Raw genomic sequence first — 24,526 nt, 5'->3', positions numbered from 1 at the left:
GGGGCGGTCGGCTCCCGTCGGGTGAGGGGGTGGATGCGATCAGGACGGTGGGGCGGTGCGCCGGGCCGGCCGGCGGACCGTGGTCCGCGAGCTCCGGTGGCGGGCCGGTCAGGCCGTCGGCGGGTGCGGCGGCTGGGGTGGCTGCGGCGGGACGGGCGGGGCGGCGGGAGGCGCCGGCGGGACGGCCGGGACCGGTGGGGCCTGGGGCGGCAGGGCGGCGGGCAGCGGGGCGGCAGGGGAGCCGATCACCGGGATGTCCGGCAGGGTCGGCTCGTAGTCCTCGTCCTCCTCGACGGCCGGTCGTGCCGCCGGCGCCGCCGGGGTCAGCACCGGCAGGTCCAGTGCGGTCGGGGTCTGTTCGGCCTCCTCGACGGGGACGACCGGCGGGTCGATCGGCAGCACGGCGACCGTGATGTTGTCGTGGCCGCCGGCCGCGACCGCGAACTTCACCAGGGTCTGCGCCGTGGCGAGCGGCTCGGTGCGGGCGTCCGGCCGGACGTAGTACGCCAGGTCGGTGGCCGCCTCGGCGTAGTTCCACAGGCCGTCGGTGCAGATCAGCACCACGCCGGGGACGTGCGGGGTGAAGTCGAGGGTGTGCGGCACGACCTCCTCGGCGTCGGCGCCGAGCCAGCCGGTGATCGCGTGGGCGCGCGGGTCGGCGTAGGCCTCCGCCTCGCTCATCAGCCCGGCCTCGACCATCCGGGCCGCCCAGGAGTCGTCCTGGGTGAGCCGGAAGGGCTCGGCGGCGGCGCGGTCGTCCGGGATCCAGTACGCCCGGGTGTCGCCGACCCAGCCGATGGTGACCCGGCCGCCGGCCGCTATCGCGCTGACGTAGGTGCAGGCGGGCGCGTTGAGGTCGGGCCGGGCGGGGCCGGCGCCGTCGGTGGCCAGGTCGGCCACGGCCCCGGCGGCGTCGGCGATGGCCGCGCGCATCGCCTCGTTCGGGTCGCGGCCGGCCTCCAGGGAGGTCAGCAGGGACTCGGAGGCGGCGTCCACGGCGGTCGCCGAGGCCTCGTCCGGGCGGTCGGAGGAGGAGACGCCGTCGCACACCACGGCGACCACGACCGGCTCGCCGCCGGGCAGCGAGGTCGCGGCGACGGTGAAGCTGTCCTCGTTGCGGTGGTGGCGCACGCCGCGGTCGCTGACCCCGGCGACGCCGCCGAGCGCCTTCTCCATGTGGTCGCGCGGGCGCGGCTGGGCGCCGCCGCAGCCCTCGCAGTAGCCGTCCGGGGTGACCTGCGGCTGCCCGCAGTGCACGCAGACCGGCCCGCGCTGCTGCGGTACGGCCTCACCCCGGGCGGCGGCCCAGCCCGCGGGCATCGCGCCCGGGGCCGGCCGGCCGTCCCGGCCTGCCCCGCAGGAGCCGCAGTAGGCGTCCTCCGGATCCATCGGCTCGGAACAGCTCGGGCACTCGGTCTGCTGCGGCATCGGCTACACCCACGTCCTGGGACGGGCACGGTTGGCCCGTTCCACCATCTCGATCCTGGTCTCCGCCCGGTCGGCCAACCGGGCGAGTACCCGGTAGGACTGTTCCAGGGCGAAGCGCAGTTCCCGCTCCTGCGCGGGACGTCCCAGCACCACCAGTCCGGCGGCCTGCGGGGCGCCGGCCGAACCGGCGCCGATCCAGCCGAGGGCCGCGCTGAGCACCTCGACGGACAGCTCCTCGCGGCGGCGGTCGTCCAGCCGCAGCGCGGTCAGCTGCTCGGAGCCGGCGCCGAGGTCGGCGGCCAGCTCGTCGGTGGCGGGCCGCTCGCGCAGCCGGGCGCGGACGGCGGCGATCCGGGCGGCGGTGTACTGGCTGGAGGTGGCCGGGACGGACTCCAGGACGCGGACCGCGCCGGGGCGGTCGTCCTCGGCCAGCCGGACCCGGGCCAGCCCGAAGGCGGCGCTCAGGTAGGCGTGGTCGGTGCTCCACACCAGCCGGTAGAACTCGGCCGCGTCGCCGCCGTCGCCGAGGAGTTCGGCGCAGATGGCGAGGGCCAGCTTGGGGGCGGCCTCACCGGGGAAGGCGTCGTAGACGGCGTCGAAGGCCTCGGCCGCCGCCCGGAGGTCTGCTACGCGCCCGCTCGCCGGATCGGCTGCTCGGGGCGGCTCCGCAAGCCCCTCGGCAGCCCCGACGAGGGCGGTGAGGCCGCGGTACCAGACCACCCGCCAGTCGTCCGGGTGGTCCTGTTCCAGCTCGGCGAGGCGGCCCACGGCGTCGCGGTGGCGGCCGAGTTCGAGCAGGGCGCGCAGTTCGCGCAGCCGGCTCTCCATCGAGACGGCGGGTGCGCCGGCCAGGGCGGCGAGCGCGTCGGCGGGGTCGGGGGAGAGCAGGGTGGCGAGGAAGCCGGCGTTGGGGTCGCCCGGGTCGACCCGGGGGATGGGCAGGGCGAGGGCGGCGGCGGCCGGGTCCAGGGCGGTCACCCGGAGCTGTCCGGGCGTGCTGGCCGGCAGGACCAACTCGGTGTCCACGACGCGTAGTTCGGGCCCGAAGAGGGTGGAGAGGGCCGGGTAGGGCCGGTCGTTCCGGAGGGCCAGGATCTCCCGCAGCACGGCGGTGAGCTGGTCGGCCATCTCCTCGGCGGAGGCGAAGCGGCGGGCCGGGTCCGGGTCGGTGGCGCGGACCAGCAGCCGGTAGTACGACTCGTACCGGGCGAAGACCTCGACGTCCTCCGGGCCGGGCAGGGTGTCCCGGTAGGTGCTGCTGTAGCCCTGGAAGTCGAAGGTGAGCACCGCGAGGGTGCGGGCCACGGTGTAGAGGTCGGAGGCGGGGGAGGGGCCGTCGGTGGCGATCTCGGGCGCCTGGTAGCCGATGGTGCCGTAGATCGGGCCGTCGTCGTCGAGGCGGCGGACGGCGCCCATGTCGATGATCTTGAGGGTGTCGCCGCTCTGGATGGCGTTGTCGATCTTGAAGTCGCAGTACACCAGGCCCCGGTCGTGCAGGTAGCCCAGGGCCGGCAGCGCCTCCAGCGCGTAGGCGATGGCCTGCTCGACCGGCAGCGGCTCGCGCCGGCCGTCCGGGGCGCGGCGGTCGTTGGCGATGTCCTTGAGCGACTTGCCGCCGACGTACTCCATCACGATGTAGCCGTCGGTGGCGCCGGTGCGCAGGTCCGGGTGCTCGGCGAAGTTGATGATCCGGACGATGTTCGGGTGGTCGACCTCGGCCAGGAAGCGCCGTTCGGCGACGGCCGCGGCCAGCGCGTCCTCGTCCCCGGTGTCCAGCAGGCCCTTGAGCACCACCCACTTGTCGTCCAGCCGCCGGTCCACCGCCAGGTAGATCCAGCCGAGCCCGCCGTGCGCCAGGCAGCCCACCACCTCGTACTGCCCGCCGACCAGGTCGCCGCGGCGCAGCTTGGGCGTGAACGAGTACGGCGTGCCGCACTTGGTGCAGAAGCCGTCCGGGCGGCCCGGGCGGCCGTTCTTCTCCCGGCCCACCGGGGCCTCGCACTTGGAGCAGAACCGCTTGCGCTCGGGCACCTCCGGGTTGGCCAGCACCGCCTGCGCCGGGTCGGCGCTCGCCACGGTCGGCACGGTGACCAGGCCGGCGCCCAGCCGGTTGCGGGTGCCCGCGCTGCTGCTGCCCCGGGTGGAGCGCACCGAGACCGAGCGGCTGCTGCCGGTGCGGGTCGAGCGGTGCGAGCGGGAGCGGCCGGACATCGAGCGGGCCGAGCCGGTGCGGGAGGAGCGGGCGGAGGCGCTGCGCGCCGAGTCCGGGGCGACCCGGGCGGAGGGGACGTAGGGCTGGGTGACGCCGGTGTCGGGGCCGGGCGGGGTCAGGCCGCAGTCGTCGCAGTAGCCGTCGGCGTCGATGGTGCCGGAGCAGTCCCGGGGACAGGGCGAGCCGGGGCCCGCCGCGGCTGCCGGTGCGGGCGCCTGGGGCGTGGCGGTGGTCCCGCCCGCCGGGGCCAGCCCGCACTCGTCGCAGTAGCCGTCCGCGTCGATCCTGCCGTCGCCGGAGCAGTCCGGCCGTACGCACGTCTCGCCCATCAACCTCAGCCCCCCTGAACCTGTCCGTCGACCGGCGTCTGGCCGGTCGCCCCCTGAGCCTGCCCGGCCTCGGCCCGGGCCTGGTCCTCCGCCTCGGCCCGGCCCGCTGCCTCGGCCTGGCGCTCCGCCTCTGCCTGGGCCGGGCGCAGCGACTGCTGGAACCGGGCCACCGCGGCGGCCGCCGCCCGCAGGTCGCACGGCGCGCTCCAGAGCAGCCAGCGCGCCTTCTCGTACCGCTCGATCACTTCCGGGTCCTCGGAGACCCGCAGCCGGGCGGCCATCGCCTTGTAGGCGTCCAGCCGGCCGCGCAGCTCGGCCCGGACGGCCAGCGGCTGGGTCACCTCGGTGAGCGCCTGCCGGGCCCGGGCCAGCTCCTTGGCGGCGGCGTCCTCCAGGGTGTCCAGCAGCGGCGCCAGCCGGCCCCACTGCCCGCTCTGGCGCAGGTCCAGCGCCGCGACGATCCGTTCGCGCAGCGCCGACGCCGGGCCGGGCACCGCCGGGACGTCGCTGGCCGCTATCTTCGCCAGCACCTCGCCGCGCGCCCGGCGGGCCTCGGCCAGCGTCGCGTCGGCCCGCTGGAGGAGGTCGCCGACGCCCTGCAGCCGCTCCTCGGCCTCGTCGCGCAGCCGCAGCAGGTCCTCCAGCTCCAGCCGGACGCCGTCCAGCGCCCGCCCGGCCCGGTCGAACCGCTCGGTGTCCACCACCCCGGCGGGTCCGGCGAAGGCCGAGCCCTCCGGCACCGTGCCGCGCTGGGCGGGCACCCGGGCCGGGCGCCACAGCGCCAGCGGGTCCGCGCGCACCTCGGTGCGCAGCTCGGTGAGGTCCTTCTCCAGCCCGGCCAGGTCGTCGCCGAGCGGGTGGGCGCCGATGCGCACGCCGAGCGAGGCGGCCAGGGTGCGCACCCGGTGCAGTTCGGCCAGCAGCAGGTCGATCCGGGCCGGCAGCGCCGACCAGACCGCGTCGGCGGCGCTGACCACCTCCAGCACGGTGGCGTACCAGGAGTTCATCCGGGCCATCAGCGCGTCCAGGCTGATCCGCTCGACCAGCTTGGCGGGCGCGCCCAGCAGTTGCGGCCCGTCCGGCACCGCGCCGCCCGGGACGGTCACCGCGTCGCCCGTCAACAGCTCGCTCAGCTCGGCGAGTTCGGGCGCACCCGGCTTGGCCTTGCGGGCCCGTACGGCGCGCGCCGAGGCCAGCGCCTCGGAGTAGCGGTCGAACAGTGCCCAGAGCAGCGGCAGACCCTTCCCGGCGACGGACCACCGCTCCAGGGTGCGCCCGGCCAGCTCGGCGCCGTCCAGCAGCCGCAGGCCCGGGTGGTCCTGCAGCGTGAGCAGCGCCGACTCGACCGCGTCCCGCTCCGCGCCGAGGCGCGCGAGCGCGCGGTCCACCTCCTCCCGGCTCAGTACCGGGCCAGCCGATGCTGCCACCGCGGTGTCCTTCCTTCCTCGCGTGCGATCCCGACGTGCGTGACGCGTGACCCCACGACAACCCCCGTGTCCACCACCGGTCTCCCCGTGGTGATCGTCCCGAACCCTAGCCGGTGACCGTTCGGGCGGAGCGGGCGCGGGGCGTCAAGACCGTGTCAACGCCCCGGGCCCGCCAGCTGTGGATCCGGCCCGGTGGACGGCTCAGTGCGTGCTTCAGTGTGTGCTTCAGTGCGTGCCCGGCCAGTAGTGGTCGGCCTCGCCGCCCATGTACGGCTTCAACCAGTGGTCGTATGAACGGGCCCAGTCGCCGCGGGCGTAGTAGTCGGCCAGCACCTGGTTGACCCGGGCGGTCAGGTCGGGGCTCTCCTTCAGCATGGCGACGCCCATCACCTCCGGCTGCGCCTCGCCGTCCACCATCCGCACGGTCTGGTCCTGGGCGGCCTGACCGGCCGCCAGGCCGGTGTCGGTCATGGTGGCGTCGACCTTGCCGAGCTGCATCAGGACCAGGCAGTCCAGCTGGTTCTCCACCGTGACGACCTTCGCCGCGGTCTTCTTGCCGGTGACCACGGCCTGGGCGGTGGAGCCGTCGGCGGCGCACACCGTCCGGTCCTTGATCGCGTCGTCGACGGACTTCGCCGGGGAGGCCTTCGGGACCAGGACGCGCTGGGTGGTGTTGAAGTACGGCTTGGAGAAGGCGACGTCCTCCATCCGCTTGCAGTTGATCGTCATGGTGCGGACGATCAGGTCGACCCGGCCCTTCTTGACGGCGTCGATCCGGTCGGCGGTCGCCACCGGCTTGAGCACCACCTTGTCCGGGTCGCCCATGACGGCGGCGCCGATCGCCCGGGCGAGGTCGATGTCGAAGCCTTCGATCTGGCCGGTGTTCGGGTTGCGGGCGCCCCACCGGTAGCTGTTCTGGTCGACGCCGATCACCAGGCTGCGCCTGGCCTTGATGGCCTTCACGGCCGGGCCGTCCTCGGTGCTCGGCGGCACGCTCTTGTAGACGTCGCAGGTGTCGGTCGGGCCCTGCTCCTGTTGTTCCTGCTGGGTTTGTTGTTCCTGCTGGGCCTGCTGGGCCTGCTGGGCCTGCTGGGCCTGCTGGGCCTGCTGGGCCTGCTGCGCCGCCTGGGGTGCGGCGCCGACCGGCCCGCCCGCGGTGAGCACGACGGCGCCGGCCGCGAGCAGGGCCAGGGCCCGGGTGGCTGTTCCGATGACGGTCCTCTTGCGCATCTGTCCGTTTCCCCCTTGCCCGTTACCGGTACTCGGCCAGTCGCCGCCCCAGGCCCCGCAGCGCGGCGGCCGCCGCCACCAGGCCGAGCAGCGCGGCCGCGACGGCGGTGGTGCGCAGGTCCCCGCCGGTGCCCACGGCGGCCTGCGTGAAGTGGTCCTGCTCGATGTCGGCGGCCCGCGCGAGTGCCCTGTCGGTGGCGTTGAAAGCGGCGTCGGCGGTGGCCGCGTCGGGCTTGGCCGTCACGGTCGCGTCCAGGGCGCCCTGGTAGTCGGCGTTGCCGGTCTCCTGCGCCCGGGCCGCGTCGTGCCGGGTGCGCCACTCGTCGAACTGCTTGGCCGCCTCCTGGACGCTCGCCTGCGCGGCCGAGGGGGCGAGCCGGACGGCCTGCGGGAGGGAACCGTCGCTGCGCTCCGGCGGGAGGTCCGCGGACCCGGCGAGGTGCGCGGTGGCCCTGGCCCACTGGTCGACGTACTTGGTGGTCGAGCCGCGGGCGACGAAGTGCAGGTTCTCCGCCAGCCGGGCGGTCAGCACGTCGACCCGGGCGGAGTTGAGCGCCCGCAGCGGGCCGGCCCCCTCGCGCTCGCTCTGCTGGAGCGCCGAACTGATGGTCAGCCCGGTGACGGTGAGCCAGAGCGCGCCCGCCAGCACCGCGGCGGTGGCGCCCAGCAGCCCGACGTTGAACACCCGGTTGGTGCGGCGGAACAGCGTCAGCTGCACCCAGGCCAGCGCCGCCAGGGTGAGCGCCGCCAGGCCGTACGCCGCCCAGGGCACCGACTCGGCCGCGGCGTAGTCGTCAGCCAGCTCCTGGTTCTCGACGGCGGCCAGTTCGGCGGCGGTCGGCAGCAGGACGGTCTGCATCTGCTCGGAGGCGTACCGCAGGTAGGCGCCGCCGAGCGGGATGCCCTGCCGGTTGTCGGCCCGGGCGGTTTCCACCAGTCCGGCGTACGCCGGGAGTTGCTGGTTCAGCCGGGCGAGTGAGTCCTGCGCGGGGGAGGTCGAGGTGGTCCGGGCGGCGGCCTGGGCGACGAGCTTGGCGGCCGTGGCCAGGTCCTGCTCGTAGCGGTCCCGGACCTCCTTCGGCTCGGCCCCCGCCAGCAGGAAGCCGGTCGCCGCGGTGGTGGCGGCATCGGCCAGGTTGCGGTGGATCTCGGCGGCGTCCCGGCTGAGCGGCTGGCTGTACGAGACCACCCGGTCGGCGGCCTGCGCCCTGGTCTCCAACTGCCAGGCGGTGAGCCCGCCGAAGGCCACCGTCAGCACCGTGAGCACCACCCCGGCCAGCCGCAGCCGGCCGGGCGCCGTACGGGTGGCCTGCGCCAGCCGGGCCCGTACGCCCGTGGCCAGGACGGCCCGGGGGCGCGGGGCGGGCGCCCCGCCGGGGCCGGGCGCCGCGAGGGCGCCGGGCTGCGCGGCGGCGTGCGGGCCCGCGAACGGTGCCGGCGCGATGGCGGCCGGCCTGACCGCGGTGCCCGGTGCCCCGGCCGTCCGCGGTGGTACCGGCGGGCCGTTCGGCCGTGCCGGGATCGGGGCGCCCGGTGCGCCGTTGCCTGCTGGTGTCGCCACCCGCCTCATCCTCCCCTGGAGCCGAACCCGTTCCCCGGGGCCCGGCCGATGGCAGCAGTATGGCCGCGACTCCCCCCGGCCACACCCGACTTGCGCCGATCTTGAGCTTGTCGTGCACGGTTTCCGCACGTTCCCCCCGGGGCGTTTCCGACCCCGTACGGAGAGGTGGCGAACCGTCCGACGCGGCCCGCACCCTACGCGGTTCCTTCACACGGGGGGAATGCGGGGGTCCGTTTGTGGGCGCGCGCTCCCGGGTGCGGCAGCCCCCCGCTCCGTACGATGGCCCCATGCGCCTGCTTGGAACGATCACGCCCGACCGCCCGCTGCTCGTCGTCGCCGTCCGCGAGGAGGCCGCCCACCTCGGCGACGGGCTGCCCGTGCTGCTCACCGGGATGGGGAAGGTCAACGCCGCCGCCGCGCTCGCCGCCGTCCTCGCCCAGGGCGAGAAGCCCTCCGAGGTGATCAACCTCGGTACGGCCGGCGCGCTGCGCCCCGGCTGGGAGGGCACCCACCACGTCGTCCAGGTGATCCAGCACGACCTCGACACCGCCGCCCTGCACGCGCTCACCGGCCGCCAGTACGGCGCCCCGCTGGTGATCGGCAAGGGCGACGGGCCGGTGCTGGCCACCGGGGACCTGTTCGTCTCCGACGCGGCGGCCCGCGACCGGCTCGCCGAGCACGCCGACCTGGTCGACATGGAGGGCTACGCCGTCGCCACCGTCGCCCACCGGGCCGGGGTGCCGGTGCGCCTCGTCAAACACGTCAGCGACGAGGCCGGCGAGGGCGCGGGCCACACCTGGCGGGAGTCGGTCGACGACTGCGCCCGGCACCTCGCCGACTGGGTTGCCACGCAGGGCTGGTGACCGTGCGTCAAAGTCGGTTCTCCGTGGCGGAGAAGGTGGCTAGGGTGGCTCGGTGACCCAGAATCCCGAGCCGAGCAAGCTCTCCGACACCCGCCCGCCGAGCCTGAACGCGGACGAACCGACCACCCTGCTGGCCTTCCTCGACTACCTGCGCGAAGGGGTCATCGGCAAGGTCGACGGGCTCTCCGACGAGGACGCCCGGCGCCCCGGCGTCGCCTCCGGCACCAGCCTGCTGTGGCTGCTCCGGCACCTGACCGCGGTCGAGCACAACTGGTTCGCCTGGGCCTACCAGGGCGAGGCCGAGGGGCCGTACGACGTGGACCGCGACCCGCTGGACGGCGTGACCGTGGCGGAGCAGGTCGCCGCCTACCGGGAGGCGGTCAAGCGGTCCAACGCGGTGGCGGCCGCCGCTCCGGACCTCGACCGGCCGGGCGTGCGGTCGCTGCGGCCGGACGTCATCGAGGGGCCGTCGCTGCGGTGGGTGCTGGTCCACATGATCGAGGAGACCGGGCGGCACGCCGGGCACGCGGACATCATCCGCGAGCAGCTGGACGGGGCGGTCGGGCGCTGAGGGCGGGCTGCTCCGGAAGGGGGGTGGGAAGGCGGTCGCCTTCCCACCCCCCGCCCGTCGACGGCTCCGGCGGTCCTACCGGTCGCGGAAGGCCGAGAGGTCCAGCGCCGCCAGCCGCTCCGGGTCGGTGAGCACGTCGATCGCGACGATCGCGCCGGCCACGACGGTGAACGCCATGATCGACAGCGCCCGGCCGTTGTCGCCGATCACCACCGCGCCCGCGGTGCCGTTGACCAGCGCCGGGCGGGCGAACGGCGACAGCGTGCCCCACAGCACCGCCTGGCCGGCTACCGTGGCGGCGCCCGAGAGCACCACCGTGTGCCGGGCCATCACCGCCCCGCCGTCCGAGCGCAGCACCACGTCCGGGTCGAGCACGGCGACCAGCGCGTCCAGGTCCCCGTTGCGGGCGGCGGCGAAGAAGGCGTCCACCGCCAGCCGCTGCCGGCCCAGGTCCGGATCCGGCGCGGGCGCCTGCCGCTGCACCTTGCGGCGGGCCCGGCTGGCCAGCTGGCGGGTGGCGGCCGCGGTCTTCTCGATCAGCGGCGCGATCTCGTCGAAGGGCACGGCGAACAGGTCGTGCAGCACGAAGGCCACCCGCTCGGCGGGCGACAGCGACTCCATCACCACCATCAGCGCCAGCCCGACCGAGTCCGCCAGCATCACCTCCTGCTCCGGGTCCACCACGCCCTCCCGGCGCAGCAGCGGGTCCGGGATGCGCGGGCCCGGCTCGCCGCCCGGCCCGGCCGGCTCCAGCGGCTCCTCCCGGCGGGCGGCGCGGGCGCGCAGCAGGTTCAGGCAGACCCGGGAGACCACCGTGGTCAGCCAGCCGCCGAGGTTCTCCACCGCGGCGGTGTCGGAGCGGTCGTAGCGGAGCCAGGACTCCTGGAGGGCGTCCTCCGCCTCGCTGATCGAGCCGAGCATCCGGTACGCGACCGCGCGCAGGTGCGGGCGCTGCTCCTCGAAGAACGCGGCCCGGGCAGCGCTCTCCTCCTTCGTCCCGACTTCTTTCCCGTCTTTCTTTCCGTCTTTCTCGTCCACCTGTCACATTCCTTCGTCGCCGGGGGTCAGAGCAGCAGGAGCCACCCAACAACGGCTGCGGCGGGGAGATCAACTCCCCGCCCGGGACGAACCGGAGACGATCGTGACGAACAACCCCGTGCTTGTGACCGGCGGCACCGGCACCCTCGGCCGGCAGGTCGTACCGCTGCTGCGCGCGGCCGGGCGGCCGGTGCGCGTGCTCAGCCGGCAGGAGCGCACCGCCGCCGACGGCGTGACGTACGTACGCGGCGACCTGCTCGGCGATCCGGCCGAGGCGGCCGCCCGGTTGGACGAGGCGCTGGTCGGCGTGGACACCGTGCTGCACCTCGCAGGCGGCCCCAAGGGCGACGACGCCGCCACCCGCCTGCTGGTCGCCGCCGCGCAGCGGGCCGGGGTGCGGCACCTGGTGTACATCTCGGTGATCGGCGCCGACCGGATCCCGCTCGGCTACTTCCGGGCCAAGCACGCCGCCGAGGAGGCGGTGGCCGGCTCGGGTCTGCCGTACACGATCCTGCGCGCCGCACAGTTCCACGACCTGGCGTTCACGGTGGTGGAGAAGATGGCGAAGCTGCCGGTCGTGCCGGCGCCCGGCGGGGTCCGCTGGCAGCCCGTGGACGTGCGCGAAGTCGCCGCCCGGCTGGTGGAGTTGACGCTGCACGAGCCGGCCGGGATGGTGCCCGACCTGGCCGGGCCCGCGGTGTACGAGATGGGCGAGCTGACCAGGCGCTACCTGGAGGCGCGCGGGCGCAGCCGCCGGCAGTTGCCGGTACGGGTGCCCGGCAAGGTCGGGCGCGCCTACCGGGCGGGGGAGAACCTGACCCTCGCGGGCGCGGAGCTCGGGCGGCGGACCTGGGAGGAGTTCCTGGCGGAGCGGCTCGCGGCCTGAGCCGGCTGTGGCCCGAGCCGGCTGTCGGGGGCGTGTCCGTGGGGCGTCGTAGGGTGGCCGCCATGTCCCTCCTCGACGCGCTCCGCGCCAACCCCGACGCCCTCGACCACCTGATCTGGCACGGGGACTTCGACCCCACCCGCAGCTACGAGCACGTGGAGGAGGTCGTGCTCGCCTCCGGAGCGGCGCTGGAGCGGTTCGCCAAGGACAACGCGGGCGGCACCTACTTCCTGTGCGGCGAGGGCGGCGAGGAGCGGCCCGTGCTGTTCGCCGACTCCGAGGGCGGCGCGGCCCTGCTGGCCGTCGGTGTGCCGGAGCTGGTCCGGCTGCTGCTGGCCGTGCCGTGGTGGCGGGACTGCCACCGGCTGACGCAGGAGGAGAGCGCGAATGCGACCGCGGAGTACCTGGAGATGGCCGAGGAGTCCCTGGAGCGCGACCTCGACCTGCCCGCCGAGCGGGACGCCGTCGCCGCCGCCCTCGGCCTCGAAGTGCCTTCCGAGGCCGAGGCGTTGGCGCGGCTGCGCGAGGTGGCGTTCGGCCTCGGGCCGTCCTTCGTGCTGCTCAACGCGGAGGAGGGCGGCGCGTACGAGCCGCTGTTCCGGGCGTAGCCGTCAGGCCTTTGCCGCTCGGACGACGTCCTCCGTCGTGACCACCTTGGCGAAGCGCATCGCGTGCAGGGTGGTGGCGGTGGCGCGGGCGAGGTCGGCGGCGGGGACGGTGGTGCCGTCGGGGCCGGTCATGTCGAAGGAGTGCATGGCGTCGGTCGGGAAGATCGCGTCGTAGCCGAGGTTGCCGGCCATCCGGGCGGTGGTCTCGTTGCACACGTTGGTGATGATCCCGGTGATCACCAGCTGGCGGGCGCCGCGCTCCTGCAGCCAGGCGTGCAGGTCGGGGGTGCCGTAGAAGGCGCTGTTGACGGTCTTGGTGACGTGCAGGTCCGGGGTGAGCCCGGCGACGAAGTCCTTCAGCTCGTACCCCGGGGTGCCCTCGGCCAGCGGCCCGGCCTTGGAGGCGTGCTGAACGGTGACGATCGGCCGGCCGGTGGCCTGCCAGGCGGCGATCAGCTCGGCCATCCGCTGCTCGGCCTGCGGGTTGTCGCGCGGGCCCCAGAAGTCGCGGTCCTCGAAGCCCTTCTGGACGTCGATGAGGAGCAGGACGGCGTCGGAGTCGAGGGTGAGCGGGGCGTCGAAGGCGTCGGTGTTCGTCATGCGTCCATGGTGGGCGCGGGGGCGGTGCGGCCGTGATGGGCAGAGAAGCCACCCATCGAGAGATTCCTGCCATAGATTCTCTGCCATGCGAACCGTGGGCTGCCTGATCTTCGACGGTGTCCGGGCCTTCGACTACGCGGTGATCGGCGAGGTGTGGGCCAACCGCACCTCCCGGCCCGGCCTGCCCGCCTTCGACCTACGGGTCTGCGGGCCGGACGGCGCCCGGGTCCGGCTGGGCGGCGGGCTGGAGCGCGTCCCCGACCACGGGACGGAGGCGCTGGCCGACTGCGACCTGGTCGTGGTCCCCGGCGTCGAGGACCCGGGCGCCGCCCGCGACCCGGCCGTCCACGCCGCCCTGCGGGCCGTCCGCTCCCGGGGCGTGCCCATCGCCTCCCTCTGCGCGGGCGCCTTCGTCCTCGCCGAGGCCGGCCTGCTCGACGGCCGCGAGGCCACCACCCACTGGGCGCTCGCCCCCGAACTCGCCCGCCGCTTCCCGGCGGTGACCGTCCGCCCCGAGGTGCTGTTCACCGGCGGCGACGGCCTGTGGACCTCGGCCGGCGTCGCGGCCGGCATCGACCTCTGCCTCCACCTCGTCCGCACCGCCCACGGTCAGCGGGCCGCCGCCACCATCGCCCGCGCCATGGTCACCGCCCCCTTCCGGGCCGGCGGCCAGGCCCAGTTCATCCCCACCCCGGTCCCGGCCCCCACCGCCGACGACCCCCTGTCCCGGGTCCGCGCCGAGGTCCTGGCCTCCCTGGACGCTCCCTGGACCGTCCCGCGGATGGCTGCTGCCGCCCTGATGTCCGAACGCAGCTTCGCCCGCCACTTCACCGCCGCCACCGGCACCACCCCCGTCCGCTGGCTCCTCGACCAGCGGATCCTCACCGCCCAACGCCTCCTGGAGGAAACCGACCTCCCCGTCGACACCGTCGCCACCCACTGCGGCTTCACCTCCGCCGTCTCCCTCCGCCCGGTCTTCACCACCAGGGTCGGCGTGGCCCCCCGCGAATACCGCCGCGCCTTCCGCGGCCGGGAGGCGGAGGGTTAGGGGGTGCTCGGTGCCGACGGCGAGGCCGAGTCGGAGGGCGGGATCAGGCAGGGCGTCCGGACCGCGAGGGACATCCGGTTGTGTCCCTCCGTGCTGTCGACGTCCACGACGTACCGGCTGTCGGGGTGCCGGGCCGAGAAGGCGACGATGGGCTGGGCGGACGGGGTGCCGACGGGGTTCTCCCGGTACTCGGTGACCGTGAGCCCTTCGCCGGTGAGCAGGTCCCGGACCTTGTGGAGCACGTCGTTCTGCTGGTCATCCGGGACGTCGGCGTGGACACCGTAGTTGAGCGTGTAGCGGCCGTCGGACGCCTTCTCGCCGTTCATCCCGGACGGCGAAATCGCTGCTGACGGCCCGCCGGCTCGCGCGCGAACTGGGGCCGGATGCCTGGTCGTGGTGCTGCTGCCGGACTCGGGCCGGTTGGGGGGCGATGTGACGGGGTGACCCGGGATGGGGGATAGGTATAAAACTGGCAGCACGTCCGCGACGGTGCTTGCATGGAGATTGAGACATGCCCTCGTGTGAGCACCGAGGAAGGTTCATCTACCCGCTCAGCTGCCCCGGCTTTCGTCGCCCGTCTGCAGCGCACAGCAGCATGCCGGACAGGATCAGGTCCGCACGACGCAATTCATCAACCAGAGGCGACAGCCATGCCCGCGACCGCCACAAAGATCGACTCCACGTGCCATTCACCACTGTTGTTCATCGGGGAAGTGCTCTTGCGCCCGTCGGCCCCGAAAGCCCTGGAACAGTTCCCAGACGCGGAATACGAACTCGGCGTGGACATTATCGGCCCGCCCGGGTACAGGGTCGTACTGGATAACCTCATGCTGTTCCTCACCATCACGGATCCCCCCTTGAACGCGGACGGGACCGGGGTGTTCTTCGTCCAGCATGCGGATACCGGCTGGTATTGGGGCCTCCCCGTAAGTGACACCACACCCCCAGGTTTGGACGGCTGGGTAGAAGACCTGCACCAGCCGCATCAGCCCACGAGGCGACTGCGAGGCCGCAAGGAGCATGATGCGATCTGGTCCGGCCCCGGTAACGGCTCGACCTACTGGATCGGCGTGAACGGCTTGAAAGACACGCAACCCTTGTCCTTCACCGCCTACCCGATGGCAGAGAAGGCTGTCGCTACCACGAGCGGATGCACTATCCAGCTGACGGGCCTCAGCATCAACGAAGAACTGACCGGGACTTGGGGCGGTTAGTACTCCAGCTGTAGATCTTGATCGTCATGGTTGTTGGGCTGCCTGCCGCTGGTAGTGGCTGGTGCGGGCGCGTGCTTGGTGCCGACACCGCCATTCCGACCAGCGGAGTTAGTTGGCGAGGTCGCGAAGGGGCGGCGGGAGTTCCTGGCGAGGCTGTGGGCGGGGGTGTGGGGAGGGGTGGCGGCCCTCAGCGCCGCCACCCCTTCTGGCTTCTCGGCAGGGGGGTGGTGGTTCGTTGAGCCAAACCGCTCGGTGGGGTGAAGTCGGGTGGGGATCTTCGTGGGGTTTGGCGGAGGTGGTGTGGGAGTCGTTCCTCGGGCGTGCGGTTCGTCAGAGGGTGGCGAGGTGGTCGGCCAGGGCGTCGAGGCCGAGGGAGCCCTGGGCGAGTGCGTTCATGTGCCAGGACTTGAGGTCGAAGGCGGCGCCCTGGCGGCGGCGGGCGGCTTCGCGGCCCTGCAGCCAGGCGCGTTCGCCGAGCTTGTAGCCGATGGCCTGGGCGGGCCAGCCGAGGTAGCGGACGATCTCGCTGTCGCGCAGTTCGGCGGGGCTGCCGTTGTAGGTGGCCATGAACTCGGTGGCGAGTGCGGGGGTCCAGCGTTCGCCGGGGTGGAAGCCGGAGTCGGCGGGGACGGCGAGTTCCAGGTGCATGCCGATGTCGATGATCACGCGGATGGTGCGCAGCATCTGCTCGTCGAGGAAGCCGAGCCGGTGGGCCGGGGTGTCGAGGAAGCCCAGTTCGTCCATGAGGCGTTCCGCGTACAGGGCCCAGCCCTCGACGTTGGCGCTGACCATGCCGAGGGTGGTCTGGTAGCGGCTGAGCCGGTCGGCGAGGGCGACCCACTGGGCGAGCTGCAGGTGGTGGCCGGGGACGCCCTCGTGGTACCAGATGCTGACGAGCTGCCAGGTCGGGAAGGTGTCCCGCCCGAGGGTGGGGAAGTAGGTGCGGCCGGGGCGGCTGAAGTCGAGGCTGGGACCGGAGTAGTACGGCGAGGCGGAGCTGCCCGCGGGGGCGAGCTTGGATTCCACCCGGCGCAGCGGTCCGGAGATGTCGAAGTGGGTGCCGTCGAGGGCGGTGATCGCCCGGTCCATGACCGACTGCAGCCAGTCGAGGACCGCCTCCTCGCCCTCGACCGCGGGGCCGTGCTGCTCCAGGTGCCGCATCGCGGCGAGGGCGCCCGCGCCGGGCAGGACGCGTTCGGCTTCGGCGCGCATCTCGGCCGCGGTGCGGTGGAACTCCTCCCAGGCCCAGGCGTAGGCCTCGTCCAGGTCGACGTCGGCGCCGGTGTGGTGGCGTACGGCGAGCCGGTAGCGTTCCCGGCCGACGGCGTCCGGGGTGTCGGCGGTGGCGGGCGCGTAGGTGTTGCGCAGCCAGTCGCGGAACTCGGCGACGGCGACGGTGGCGCGGAGGGCGGCGGCGTCCAGTTCACCGCGCAGCTGCTCGGGGCCGGGGGTGACGAAGTCGGCGAACCAGCCTGCGGCGCCGGTGTTTTCACCGGTGCCGGTGGTGCCGGTGGGGCCGGGCTTTTCGCCGGTCCAGGCGGTGAGCTGGTCGATGACGGCGGCGGCCTGGCGGGGTGCGACGAGCAGGCGCCGGGACATCCCCTCGGTGAGGGTGGCGCGGTACCCGTCGAGCGCGGCGGGCAGGTTGCGCATCCGGCCGGCGACCGCGGCCCAGTCGTCGTCGGTGGCGGTCGGCATGTAGCTGAAGATGTCCCGCACCTGGTGGACGTGGGCGGCGATGTTGCGCAGCTGCCGGAAGTTCTCGCCGGAGTCGTGCATCGCCAGTTCGGCGGTCAGGCGCTCGCGGAGCAGCCGGGCGCAGGCCCGGTCGGCGGGGTCGTCCACGGGGGCGGTGGTGGGGGCGGCGTCGAGAGTGGTGAGGGTCCGGCGGGCGAGGTCGGCGAGCGCGTCGAATCCTGCCGGGGAGAGGTCCGGTTGCCGGTCGTCGCCCGGGTGCAGGCCCAACCAGGCGGCGTGCAGCGGGTCTTGGGCGGCGACCTGGTCGAGGTAGCGGTCGGCGATGGTGCGAGCGGTGATCGTTTCATCTGCCATGGCGCCATGATGGCGCACCCGCCGGGCGCCCCGACGGCGAGTTCGCCGCCGGGGTTCCTCCGCGCCCGGGTGACGCCGGGCCGCCGTCAGTCCGCGGGGGCGTCCCGCAGCAGCTTCTTGTCCGGCTTGCCCACCGGCGTCAGGGGGATCTCCGGGACGATGCGCAGCACCTCCGGGGCGTACATCCGGCCCTTGTGCGCGGTGACGAAGGCGCGCAGCTCCTCCAGTTCGGGCCGCTGCCCCGGGGCGGGGACGACGGCGACGTGGACGTGTTCGGCCTGCTCGGCGTCGCGCACCCCGTAGACCGCGCACCGGGCGACCGCGGGGTGGGTGAGGAGCAGGTCCTCCACCTCGCTCGGGTAGACGTGCCCCCCGACGACGATGATCTTGTCCTTGAGGCGGTCGGTCAGGTAGAGGTAGCCGTCGGCATCGAGGTAGCCGATGTCGCCGGTGTTCAGCCAACCGTCGTGCAGCACCTCGGCGGTGAGGTCGGGCCGCTTCCAGTAGCCGGCCATCACGGTGGCCGAGCGGACGTGGATCTCGCCCTGTTCGCCGGTCGGCAGGTCGGTGCCGTCGGTGGAGCGGATCATCACCTCCACGCCCGGGAGGGGCCTGCCGACGGAGAGTTGGCCGCCGTGGCCGATCCGGTCGTGCTCGTGCGGCAACAGCATGGCGATGTTCTGCGCCTCGGACTGCCCGTAGCCGCTCACCAGCACCGGCCCGAACACCTTGATCGCCTCCCGCACCCGGCTCGGCGAGGCCGCGCAGCCCCCGTACGCGACCCGGCGCACGCTGGACAGGTCGGTACGGCCGAGCGCCGGGTGGTCGAGCAGTCGGTAGAGCAGCGGCGGCAGTACCCACAGGTCGGTGATGCGCTCGCGCTCGACCGCGGCCAGCACCTCGCCGGGGTCGAAGGAGCGCTGGAGGACCACCGAGCCGCCGCTGTACAGCACCAGGTCGGCGAGGACCCCGGCGAGGTGGGCCAGCGGGGTCGCGGCGAGCAGGCGGGGCGGGACGCCGTCGGGCCCGCCGCCGTACGGGACGTCGAAGGCGCCCCGGTAGGCGCCGTGCAGGCCGCGGACGCCCTTCGGGATGCCGGTGGTGCCGCCCGTGTGGCGGATGGTCAGGTCGTCATCGGGGCCGATCCGGACGGCCGGCGGCTCGGCGGGCCGGTCGGCGGAGGCGGCGATCACGTCCTCGCCGATGGGCTCGGCACCGACGGTCTCCGGGCCGGGGCCCAGGGCGAGGACGGTCGGCCCGTCGAGCAACGGGACCAACTCGGCTGCCCCGGCGAACCGTTCGGCGTCCACGAGCAGGATGGTGGTGTCGACGCTGGCGGCGATCTCGGCGAGGATCGGCGCGCTCATGCCGTCGTACAGGTTCACGATCCGTGCACCGGCGAGCCAGGCGGCGTACCGGGCGCTCAGCGCCTCGGCGGTGTTGCCCGTCAGCAGGGTCACGGTGGTGCCCCGGGTCGCGCCCCGGGCGATCAACTCGTGGGCGAGGCGGTACGTGGCGGCGGCGAACTCCCCGGCGGTGATCACGACGCCGTCGGCGGTGGTGATGGCCCGCCGGTCGGGGTCGGCGAAGAGGGAGCGGAGGATCAGGGCGGGGGCGCTGACGAACTCCGCGTCGGTCATGGCCACTTCTTCTTGGTGGGTGGTAACCATGGTCGCAGACTAACCCGATCCTTCGTGCCCCATCGGGGAGTTGGGAGCCCGGCCGGTCAGAATGCTTCCGGGGGAGGAGGGCGAGGTCCGTGGCGCCCAGCCCGCTGGTTTATGAGTTTTCGTCAGTGTGACGAAAATTGGCTAGGCTGGGCTGCCACATGGGCCGACGGGGATAGGGGTGGGGGCGATGAACCAGGTCAAGGTCCGCCGGTTGGAGAAGCGCGCCTGAAGGCGGAGATCACGCGGCTCAGCGCGGTCATCGGACTGACGGGCTGGTCGGTGCCCAGCTTCGAATACCGCGACGGCGAGTTCCTGGAGGTCGGCCCGGACGGCGTGCTGCACTTCCTCGCTGCGGACCGGGGAAGAATCTGCCTCCATCGGACGACCCGTGATCCTGATGAGCTGCTGTACTGGGCGTTCGAGGAGCCAGTCGCAGGGCTCGCCCACACGTGGGTGAGCAGATGAGGCCTGGTCGGGGAGAAGGGCACGGCGGCCATGTGGAAGCGTCGCGCGATGCTGCTCCACGTGATGAACCCCGACTGGGCGCGGCGGTGGCGGGCGGAACTGGTCGAACGCCTGGGGCCCGACGGCGACTTCGGCCTCGTCCCGGACCTGCCCCTGGCTCCGTCGGTCCTCGATGACAGCGAAGCCCTACGTGCGGGGCCGGCTGGATGAACCGGGTGAGTTGCGCAGGAAGTCGACCTGGTCGACTTCCTGCGCTTACGGGCTGGCCGTTTGGGTGGCGTGGGTGCGGCAGCGGTGGAGGGCGTATGTGAGGCGGGTGTCGGGGTTGGGGGTGGTGGTGAGGAGTTCGCCGGCCTGGATGAGGGTGGTCCAGTAGAGGGTGGGGTTGCCGGTGCGGGGCATGGGGCGGGCGGCGGTGAGGGAGAGGTAGGCGGTGGTGAGGTTTCCGGTGGTGAACCAGCGGTGGAGGCCGTGCTGGTGGCCGGGGCGGATGCCGCCCATGGCGTCGACGGCGGTCAGGAAGAGGTCGATGACGGCGAGTTCGGTGGGGGTGAGGGGTTTGGGGACGTCGAAGACGCCGAGGGCTTCGAGGAGTTCGCCGGTGTCGGCCTCGGAGCCGGGGCGGGGGGTGGCGAGCAGAGCGTCGTAACAGTCGTCGAGACGGCGGTCCATCTCGGCGGCGGGGATGCCGAGGGCGGTGCAGACGGCGCGGGCGCAGCGCAGGGGTGCGCGGGTGCGGCGGGCGAGGAGGGCGTAGGTACTGGCGGGGGTGTGGCCGCGGGAGAGCGCGTGGCGGGCGAGGGTGGCGAGGTGCATCAGGAGTCGGGCTTTCAGGCGGCGTGGGCAGTGGCGGTGGGGCGGCTGGGCGGGACGAGAGCCCAGATGAACTTGCCGATGCCGCCGGCACGCGGGCAGCAGCCCCAGCGTTCGGCGAGCTCGTTGACGAGGAACAGGCCGCGCCCGTGCTCGTCGTCGGGCGCGGCGGACCGGACGGAGGGGCGTCCGCTGCCGGCGTCGTGGACCTCCAGCCGCAGGCGGGAGTTGGCCATCGCGAAGCGGACCTCGATGAGGCAGTCGTCGGGGGCGTTGCTGTGCTGGACGGCGTTGGCGAACAGCTCGCCGAGCAGGAGTTCGGCGACATCGCGGTAGCGGTCGCCGGCCGGGAGGGCGGTGAGGTAGGCCCGGAGCAGGTACCGCGCGAGGGGCGTGGATTCGGTACGGGATTCGAGCCTGGCGGCGAACGTGCGGGGGTGGTGGGTTGCGAGCATGGCGAAGTACCTCTGGGGGCGGTTGGGGGAGCGCGAAGGGCGCGCGCAATCACGCTATGCATGCAGATGATTGCGTTCTGGTGTCAATCATCGGGGCTGCGGAGGTACGGTGACGCCCAAATCGGTGTGCGGGACGTGTGATGCACAAACGGGGGCAGCGATGACACAGCGGAAGATCAAGGCACCGACGGCCAGTTCCGCGATCATGTTCGGCGCCGAGCTCAAGTACGCGCGCGAGCGGGCGGGCTACCGCCAGGAGGACATCGCCAAGATCCTCCATTGCGACCGGACGGTGATCTCGCGGATCGAGAGCGGCAAGCGGAAGCCGTCGGTCGAGGAAATCGAGGCGATCGAGCGCCTGTTGGACACCGGCGACCTGCTGATGCGGCTGTACCTGCGGGTTGACTGGGATGCGCAGGTCGAGCACCCGGACTGGTTCCAGGAGTACGTCGATGTCGAGGCCATCTCCATTGGGGCTCGGGTGTACCAGGGCGACGTGATGCCCGGTCTGTTGCAGTGTGAGCGGTACGCACGTGAGCTATTCGCCACCGGTGATGCGGCAGGTAACGCCGAGGAGATCGAGGAGCTGACCAAGGTTCGACTCAGTCGGCAGAGCCGGTTCCTGGAGCCAGATGGGCCGTTGTTGCTCGTCATCCTCGACGAGAGCACCATCCGCACCGTTGTGGGCGGCCCTGGTGTGATGAGGCGGCAGATGGAACACCTTCTGCAGGTGGCTCAGCTTCGGAACGTCATCATTCACGTGGCGCCGTTTTCGGCTCGGCGGACCCGCATCAACACCTCTATGGTGTTGCTTGAACTGCCGGACGGGCAGCGCTTCGTCTATTCGGAGAGCCTTGATCGGGGCCACCTCAGCGATGCCTCGGCCACCGTGGCCAAGCATCAGCGTCGCTATGATCAGGTACGTGGCGAATGCCTGTCGGAGAGCGACTCGCTTCGGCTGATTGTCGAGGCGCTGGAGGGTTTCAGGGATGATGAGCAACGAGCTCGCCGCAGCCGCCTGGCGGAAGAGCAGCTACAGCGGCAACAACGGCGGCAACTGCATCGAGGTAGCCCCCGGATTCCCCGGCCTCGTCCCCGTACGTGACTCCAAGGACCCCCACGGCCCGGTGCTCGTCTTCCCCGCCTCCTCCTGGGACGCCTTCATCGACGCCGTTCGGACCGGCCGCCTCCCGATCGAGGGCTGAGCACCCCCAGGGGGTCGTCCGGGGGTGGTCATCAGCACCTCTCCAGATGGTCTATAGTTAACCCATCACCCAGATGCGCGGGTGGCGGAATAGGCAGACGCGCTGGATTCAGGTTCCAGTGCCCGAAAGGGCGTGGGGGTTCAACTCCCCCCTCGCGCACAGCGAACGGCCGGTCGATCTTCGGATCGACCGGCCGTTTTGTTTCGCGCGACACCTTCCACATGCGAGGGGGCGGGATGGACGCCGTACTGGGTGGGCTGTAGGGGGCGTACTACCGTCGGCGGTCGCCTCGACTATCTCGTCACATCGGCGCCTACCCGCGCATTCTTTGGAATCACAGGTCGCACGTATGGCCGAGGCGGCCTCTTTGACGGCAACCGCGACGGCAACGCAGGACGGACGAGGCGCCAGTTGCGGGCCGTCAGGTCTCTTCATCCAAGAGCCGCGCGGCCGCCTTGGGGTCCATGAGGTCGGACCAGACCTGTTCGGCAGGCAGCAGCTCGCGCTCGGGCAGCGCGGACTCGGGGAACCCTGCCAAGTCGACGGCGTGCTCGTGGCCATCTCGCAGCGAGCCGCGCACCACGTCGGTGATCACCCCGCTCAGTCGCAGGGCGAAACGGGTCGCTGCCTCCAGCTGGTAGCGGTCGCGGTCGTCGGGGCCGGGCAGCAGATGATCGCTGTGCGTGTCGGTGGCGACAGGCCGGTCGTGTGTGGCGTTATAGCGCTGCCGGGCCGGTCAGCATGGCGACGCTGGAGGTGAGCGAACCATCCAGGACCTTCATCGACTCGACCATGCCCCGGCGGACCTCCTCCCGCCGCTGCTCCAGATAGATCAAGGCGCCGTCCTGCGGCCGACGCTTCGCTCCACTCGGGCCGGGCCGTCGAGTGTTCCCTCTCCTCCCTCGATCGGGGGAGGTCGGTGCCGGGAGCCCCGACGATACTGGCGACCATGATCAAGGTGATTCGGCCGCTGTTGCGCGGCTCCACGTACACAGGTGTGCTGTTCGCGCTGGTCGGGGCGGTGGCGGGGCTGCCGTTGGCGCTCGTCGCGCTGGTTCCTGCTGCGGGGATGTCGGCGAAGCCGTATGTGCTCTCCGCCGCCCTGTCGTTGGCGCTCTGGGTGGTGCTGATCGGGCTTGTCGGGCTGGCCGGGGCCACGCGACGGGTTTTGGTGCGGGCGGCGCGGCGGTTGTTGCGGGTGGCGGTGGCGGACCCGGCGGCGGGGGCCTCGGGGGAGCGGTGGCGGACTCCGGTCTTCTTCGTCCTGCACGTGCTGCTGGGCTGGGTGCTGCTGTTCGGCGGGAGCACGCTGCTGGTCATGGGGGTGGCGCTGCCCGGCGGATACGCCGACGGCGAGGCGCGGGTGAGTCTGTTCGGCTGGTCCACGGACCTGACGGGCGGCTGGAGTTGGGCCACCGCAATCCTCTGCCTCCTGCTGGCGGCCGTACTGTTCGCGGCCGTCTCCGCCGCGCTGCGGTGGCTGGCGCCGCGCCTGCTCGGGCCCTCCTCCGCCGAGCGGCTGGCGATGGCGGCCGAGCGGGAGCGGGCACTGGCCGAACGCAACCGGCTGGCGCACGAGTTGCACGACTCGATCGGGCACACCCTGACCGCCGCCACCATCCAGGCTGCCGTGGCGGGAGAGGTGCTGTCCGCCGATCCGGTGGCTGCCCGGGCCGCCATGCGCAGCATCGAGGAGTCGACCCGGGCCGCTCTGGAGGACCTGGACTACGTGCTGGGCGTGCTGCGCGCGGAGCAGGCGGGCACGGCGCCGACCCGTACCCTCGCCGACCTTCCCGAACTCCTCGACCGGCTGCGGCACGCGGGCGCGGTCGTGGTGCCCGAGACCGTCGGTGACCCCGCCCGGGTGCACGGCACGCTGTCCCGCGCCGCGTACCGGATCGTGCAGGAGGGCCTGACGAACGCGCTGCGGCACGGCGCGGGCGGGCCGATCCGGCTGCGGGTGGCGGTCGCGGGGGAGTGGTTGGAACTGAGCGTGCTGAACGGGATCAAGAGCGGGCCGAGCGGCTTCCCCACCTCCGGCCACGGCCTGCCCGGGCTCGCCGAGCGGGTCCGCCTGCTGCACGGCGAGTTCGAGGCCGGTCGGCACGGTACGGACGAATGGCGGCTGGCCGTCCGGCTGCCGATACGGTTGGCGGCGTGAGCAGCGCAGAAGCCCTCGTCACCGTCCTGATCGCCGACGACGACCCGGTGACCCGCAGCGGGCTGAGCACCCTGCTGAACGCCCAACCGGGCATCGAGGTGGTCGGGCAGGCCGCCGACGGCGTCGCCGTTGTGGAGCAGGTGCGGCTGCTGCGGCCGGACGTGGTGCTGATGGACGTCCGCATGCCACGCCGCAACGGCATCGACGCGACCCGCGAACTGCTCGCCGACGCGACGGCGGAGCCGCCGAAGGTCGTGGTGATCACCACCTTCGAGAACGACGACTACGTCACCGCCGCGCTCGGTGCCGGCGCCAGCGGTTTCGTGCTCAAGCGCCTGCCGGTCCCGCAGATCGCCGAGGCGGTGCGGGTAGCGGCGGCCGGGGAGGCGATCCTCTTCCCGGCCGCGCTGCGCCGGATGGTGGCGGCCCGCCCGCTGAACTCCGCCGAGGCGCTGCCCCGGGCGGCGCTGACCGGGCGGGAGGAGAGCGTGCTGCGGCTGATGGCGACCGGGCTGTCCAACCCGGAGATCGCACAGTCGCTGGCGGTGAGCCTGGAGACGGTGAAGACGCACGTCGGGAACGTGCTGACCAAGCTGGACGCGCAGAACCGGACGCACGCGGTGGTGATCGCGTACGAGTCCGGGCTGGTCGTGCCGGGCCTGCAGGGCGCCTGACCGTCCCCCGGCTTCG

Annotated in this window: 24 protein-coding genes and 1 tRNA gene; 12 read left to right on the top strand and 13 right to left on the bottom strand. The window is 73.2% G+C overall.

The features are described 5' to 3' along the window. Window positions 1–108: 108 nt before the first annotated feature. The 5 genes from CRP52_RS09200 to CRP52_RS09180 form a co-directional block, all read right to left on the bottom strand. Window positions 109–1,428, bottom strand: a complete 1,320-nt coding sequence (locus CRP52_RS09200) for a PP2C family serine/threonine-protein phosphatase (RefSeq protein ID WP_179852734.1) — start codon at window positions 1,426–1,428, stop codon at window positions 109–111. Between the two features lie 3 nt (window positions 1,429–1,431). Then, complete coding sequence (locus tag CRP52_RS09195) at window positions 1,432–3,969, bottom strand: serine/threonine-protein kinase (RefSeq protein ID WP_097235952.1); 2,538 nt, start codon at window positions 3,967–3,969, stop codon at window positions 1,432–1,434. A 5-nt stretch (window positions 3,970–3,974) separates the two neighbouring features. Further along, the gene (locus CRP52_RS09190; RefSeq protein ID WP_097235951.1) at window positions 3,975–5,396 is read right to left on the bottom strand and encodes a hypothetical protein; all 1,422 of its coding nucleotides are present in this window, start codon (window positions 5,394–5,396) and stop codon (window positions 3,975–3,977) included. Window positions 5,397–5,621: 225 nt separating this feature from the next. Then, complete coding sequence (locus tag CRP52_RS09185; RefSeq protein WP_097235950.1) at window positions 5,622–6,626, bottom strand: glutamate ABC transporter substrate-binding protein; 1,005 nt, start codon at window positions 6,624–6,626, stop codon at window positions 5,622–5,624. Window positions 6,627–6,648: 22 nt separating this feature from the next. Beyond that, window positions 6,649–8,187 carry a hypothetical protein gene (locus CRP52_RS09180; RefSeq protein ID WP_257032378.1) on the bottom strand — a complete coding sequence of 513 codons (1,539 nt, stop codon included), beginning with the start codon at window positions 8,185–8,187 and terminating at the stop codon, window positions 6,649–6,651. A 287-nt stretch (window positions 8,188–8,474) separates the two neighbouring features. On the opposite strand from CRP52_RS09180, the gene CRP52_RS09175 reads away from it, so the two are divergent. Next, a complete protein-coding gene (locus CRP52_RS09175) occupies window positions 8,475–9,050 on the top strand; it encodes a nucleosidase (protein WP_097235949.1) in 576 nt (191 codons plus the stop codon). A gap of 52 nt (window positions 9,051–9,102) precedes the next feature. Next, on the top strand, window positions 9,103–9,621 hold the full coding sequence (locus CRP52_RS09170) for a DinB family protein (RefSeq protein WP_257032377.1): 519 nt from the start codon (window positions 9,103–9,105) through the stop codon (window positions 9,619–9,621). Between the two features lie 75 nt (window positions 9,622–9,696). Here the strand turns inward: CRP52_RS09170 and CRP52_RS09165 are convergent, their stop codons facing one another. Further along, complete coding sequence (locus CRP52_RS09165; RefSeq protein WP_097235948.1) at window positions 9,697–10,659, bottom strand: sigma-70 family RNA polymerase sigma factor; 963 nt, start codon at window positions 10,657–10,659, stop codon at window positions 9,697–9,699. 103 nt (window positions 10,660–10,762) lie between these two features. Between CRP52_RS09165 and CRP52_RS09160 the strand changes: the two genes are divergently transcribed. Further along, complete coding sequence (locus CRP52_RS09160; RefSeq protein WP_097235947.1) at window positions 10,763–11,545, top strand: SDR family oxidoreductase; 783 nt, start codon at window positions 10,763–10,765, stop codon at window positions 11,543–11,545. 62 nt (window positions 11,546–11,607) lie between these two features. Continuing rightward, entirely contained in the window at window positions 11,608–12,153 is a 546-nt protein-coding gene (locus tag CRP52_RS09155; protein ID WP_097235946.1) for a hypothetical protein, read from the top strand. A 3-nt stretch (window positions 12,154–12,156) separates the two neighbouring features. Here CRP52_RS09155 and CRP52_RS09150 read toward each other — a convergent pair whose 3' ends face one another. Next, window positions 12,157–12,753: a cysteine hydrolase family protein gene (locus CRP52_RS09150; RefSeq protein ID WP_097235945.1), complete on the bottom strand. Its 597-nt coding sequence runs from the start codon at window positions 12,751–12,753 to the stop codon at window positions 12,157–12,159. A gap of 85 nt (window positions 12,754–12,838) precedes the next feature. On the opposite strand from CRP52_RS09150, the gene CRP52_RS09145 reads away from it, so the two are divergent. Beyond that, a complete protein-coding gene (locus CRP52_RS09145) occupies window positions 12,839–13,801 on the top strand; it encodes a GlxA family transcriptional regulator (protein ID WP_097235944.1) in 963 nt (320 codons plus the stop codon). Here the strand turns inward: CRP52_RS09145 and CRP52_RS09140 are convergent. Beyond that, complete coding sequence (locus CRP52_RS09140; protein WP_097235943.1) at window positions 13,798–14,127, bottom strand: hypothetical protein; 330 nt, start codon at window positions 14,125–14,127, stop codon at window positions 13,798–13,800. The two genes, CRP52_RS09145 and CRP52_RS09140, sit on opposite strands and share 4 nt — an antisense overlap. A 324-nt stretch (window positions 14,128–14,451) precedes the next feature. Between CRP52_RS09140 and CRP52_RS09135 the strand changes: the two genes are divergently transcribed. After that, entirely contained in the window at window positions 14,452–15,015 is a 564-nt protein-coding gene (locus CRP52_RS09135; protein ID WP_097235942.1) for a hypothetical protein, read from the top strand. A gap of 330 nt (window positions 15,016–15,345) precedes the next feature. Here the strand turns inward: CRP52_RS09135 and CRP52_RS09130 are convergent, their stop codons facing one another. Together CRP52_RS09130 and CRP52_RS09125 are read right to left on the bottom strand one after the other, a co-directional pair. Beyond that, the gene (locus CRP52_RS09130) at window positions 15,346–17,067 is read right to left on the bottom strand and encodes a DUF885 domain-containing protein (RefSeq protein ID WP_097235941.1); all 1,722 of its coding nucleotides are present in this window, start codon (window positions 17,065–17,067) and stop codon (window positions 15,346–15,348) included. Window positions 17,068–17,153: 86 nt separating this feature from the next. Further along, window positions 17,154–18,737 carry an AMP-binding protein gene (locus tag CRP52_RS09125; protein ID WP_306458848.1) on the bottom strand — a complete coding sequence of 528 codons (1,584 nt, stop codon included), beginning with the start codon at window positions 18,735–18,737 and terminating at the stop codon, window positions 17,154–17,156. Window positions 18,738–19,250: 513 nt separating this feature from the next. On the opposite strand from CRP52_RS09125, the gene CRP52_RS38125 reads away from it, so the two are divergent. Continuing rightward, entirely contained in the window at window positions 19,251–19,412 is a 162-nt protein-coding gene (locus CRP52_RS38125) for a hypothetical protein (RefSeq protein WP_179852733.1), read from the top strand. A gap of 45 nt (window positions 19,413–19,457) precedes the next feature. Here the strand turns inward: CRP52_RS38125 and CRP52_RS09115 are convergent, their stop codons facing one another. After that, complete coding sequence (locus tag CRP52_RS09115; RefSeq protein ID WP_097235938.1) at window positions 19,458–20,018, bottom strand: hypothetical protein; 561 nt, start codon at window positions 20,016–20,018, stop codon at window positions 19,458–19,460. Between the two features lie 14 nt (window positions 20,019–20,032). Continuing rightward, the gene (locus CRP52_RS09110; RefSeq protein ID WP_097235937.1) at window positions 20,033–20,470 is read right to left on the bottom strand and encodes an ATP-binding protein; all 438 of its coding nucleotides are present in this window, start codon (window positions 20,468–20,470) and stop codon (window positions 20,033–20,035) included. Window positions 20,471–20,630: 160 nt separating this feature from the next. Between CRP52_RS09110 and CRP52_RS09105 the strand changes: the two genes are divergently transcribed. From CRP52_RS09105 to CRP52_RS09095, 3 genes are all read left to right on the top strand, one after another. Continuing rightward, entirely contained in the window at window positions 20,631–21,575 is a 945-nt protein-coding gene (locus CRP52_RS09105) for a helix-turn-helix domain-containing protein (protein ID WP_306458847.1), read from the top strand. After that, window positions 21,532–21,675, top strand: coding sequence for a DUF397 domain-containing protein (locus CRP52_RS39365; RefSeq protein WP_306458911.1), 144 nt, complete (start codon window positions 21,532–21,534; stop codon window positions 21,673–21,675). Before CRP52_RS09105 ends, CRP52_RS39365 begins: the two co-directional genes overlap by 44 nt. Window positions 21,676–21,750: 75 nt before the next feature. Beyond that, window positions 21,751–21,834, top strand: a tRNA-Leu gene (locus tag CRP52_RS09095). A gap of 262 nt (window positions 21,835–22,096) precedes the next feature. Here the strand turns inward: CRP52_RS09095 and CRP52_RS38885 are convergent. After that, window positions 22,097–22,270 (bottom strand): hypothetical protein, encoded by a 174-nt coding sequence (locus CRP52_RS38885; protein ID WP_218893082.1) that lies wholly within the window; start codon window positions 22,268–22,270, stop codon window positions 22,097–22,099. A gap of 354 nt (window positions 22,271–22,624) precedes the next feature. Between CRP52_RS38885 and CRP52_RS09085 the strand changes: the two genes are divergently transcribed. Both CRP52_RS09085 and CRP52_RS09080 read left to right on the top strand, forming a co-directional pair. Further along, on the top strand, window positions 22,625–23,836 hold the full coding sequence (locus CRP52_RS09085) for a sensor histidine kinase (RefSeq protein WP_097235935.1): 1,212 nt from the start codon (window positions 22,625–22,627) through the stop codon (window positions 23,834–23,836). After that, complete coding sequence (locus CRP52_RS09080; RefSeq protein ID WP_097235934.1) at window positions 23,794–24,510, top strand: response regulator transcription factor; 717 nt, start codon at window positions 23,794–23,796, stop codon at window positions 24,508–24,510. Before CRP52_RS09085 ends, CRP52_RS09080 begins: the two co-directional genes overlap by 43 nt. Window positions 24,511–24,526 lie beyond the last annotated feature (16 nt).

The sequence above is a fragment of the Streptomyces sp. 1331.2 genome (assembly GCF_900199205.1).
GTDB lineage: Bacteria > Actinomycetota > Actinomycetes > Streptomycetales > Streptomycetaceae > Kitasatospora.
The sequence above is the reverse complement of the archived record's forward strand: the minus strand, read 5'-3'. Positions and strand labels throughout refer to the sequence as shown.

Bases quoted from the DNA above. Each gene is read 5' to 3' on its own strand.
- CRP52_RS09200 (WP_179852734.1), bottom strand. From the start codon at position 1,428: ATGCCGCAGCAGACCGAGTGCCCGAGCTGTTCCGAGCCGATGGATCCG.
- CRP52_RS09195 (WP_097235952.1), bottom strand. From the start codon at position 3,969: ATGGGCGAGACGTGCGTACGGCCGGACTGCTCCGGCGACGGCAGGATC.
- CRP52_RS09185 (WP_097235950.1), bottom strand. From the start codon at position 6,626: ATGCGCAAGAGGACCGTCATCGGAACAGCCACCCGGGCCCTGGCCCTG.
- CRP52_RS09175 (WP_097235949.1), top strand. From the start codon at position 8,475: ATGCGCCTGCTTGGAACGATCACGCCCGACCGCCCGCTGCTCGTCGTC.
- CRP52_RS09155 (WP_097235946.1), top strand. From the start codon at position 11,608: ATGTCCCTCCTCGACGCGCTCCGCGCCAACCCCGACGCCCTCGACCAC.
- CRP52_RS09150 (WP_097235945.1), bottom strand. From the start codon at position 12,753: ATGACGAACACCGACGCCTTCGACGCCCCGCTCACCCTCGACTCCGAC.
- CRP52_RS09145 (WP_097235944.1), top strand. From the start codon at position 12,839: ATGCGAACCGTGGGCTGCCTGATCTTCGACGGTGTCCGGGCCTTCGAC.
- CRP52_RS09140 (WP_097235943.1), bottom strand. From the start codon at position 14,127: ATGAACGGCGAGAAGGCGTCCGACGGCCGCTACACGCTCAACTACGGT.
- CRP52_RS09135 (WP_097235942.1), top strand. From the start codon at position 14,452: ATGCCCGCGACCGCCACAAAGATCGACTCCACGTGCCATTCACCACTG.
- CRP52_RS09130 (WP_097235941.1), bottom strand. From the start codon at position 17,067: ATGGCAGATGAAACGATCACCGCTCGCACCATCGCCGACCGCTACCTC.
- CRP52_RS09125 (WP_306458848.1), bottom strand. From the start codon at position 18,737: ATGGTTACCACCCACCAAGAAGAAGTGGCCATGACCGACGCGGAGTTC.
- CRP52_RS38125 (WP_179852733.1), top strand. From the start codon at position 19,251: ATGCTGCTCCACGTGATGAACCCCGACTGGGCGCGGCGGTGGCGGGCG.
- CRP52_RS09115 (WP_097235938.1), bottom strand. From the start codon at position 20,018: ATGCACCTCGCCACCCTCGCCCGCCACGCGCTCTCCCGCGGCCACACC.
- CRP52_RS09110 (WP_097235937.1), bottom strand. From the start codon at position 20,470: ATGCTCGCAACCCACCACCCCCGCACGTTCGCCGCCAGGCTCGAATCC.
- CRP52_RS09105 (WP_306458847.1), top strand. From the start codon at position 20,631: ATGACACAGCGGAAGATCAAGGCACCGACGGCCAGTTCCGCGATCATG.
- CRP52_RS09085 (WP_097235935.1), top strand. From the start codon at position 22,625: ATGATCAAGGTGATTCGGCCGCTGTTGCGCGGCTCCACGTACACAGGT.
- CRP52_RS09080 (WP_097235934.1), top strand. From the start codon at position 23,794: ATGGCGGCTGGCCGTCCGGCTGCCGATACGGTTGGCGGCGTGAGCAGC.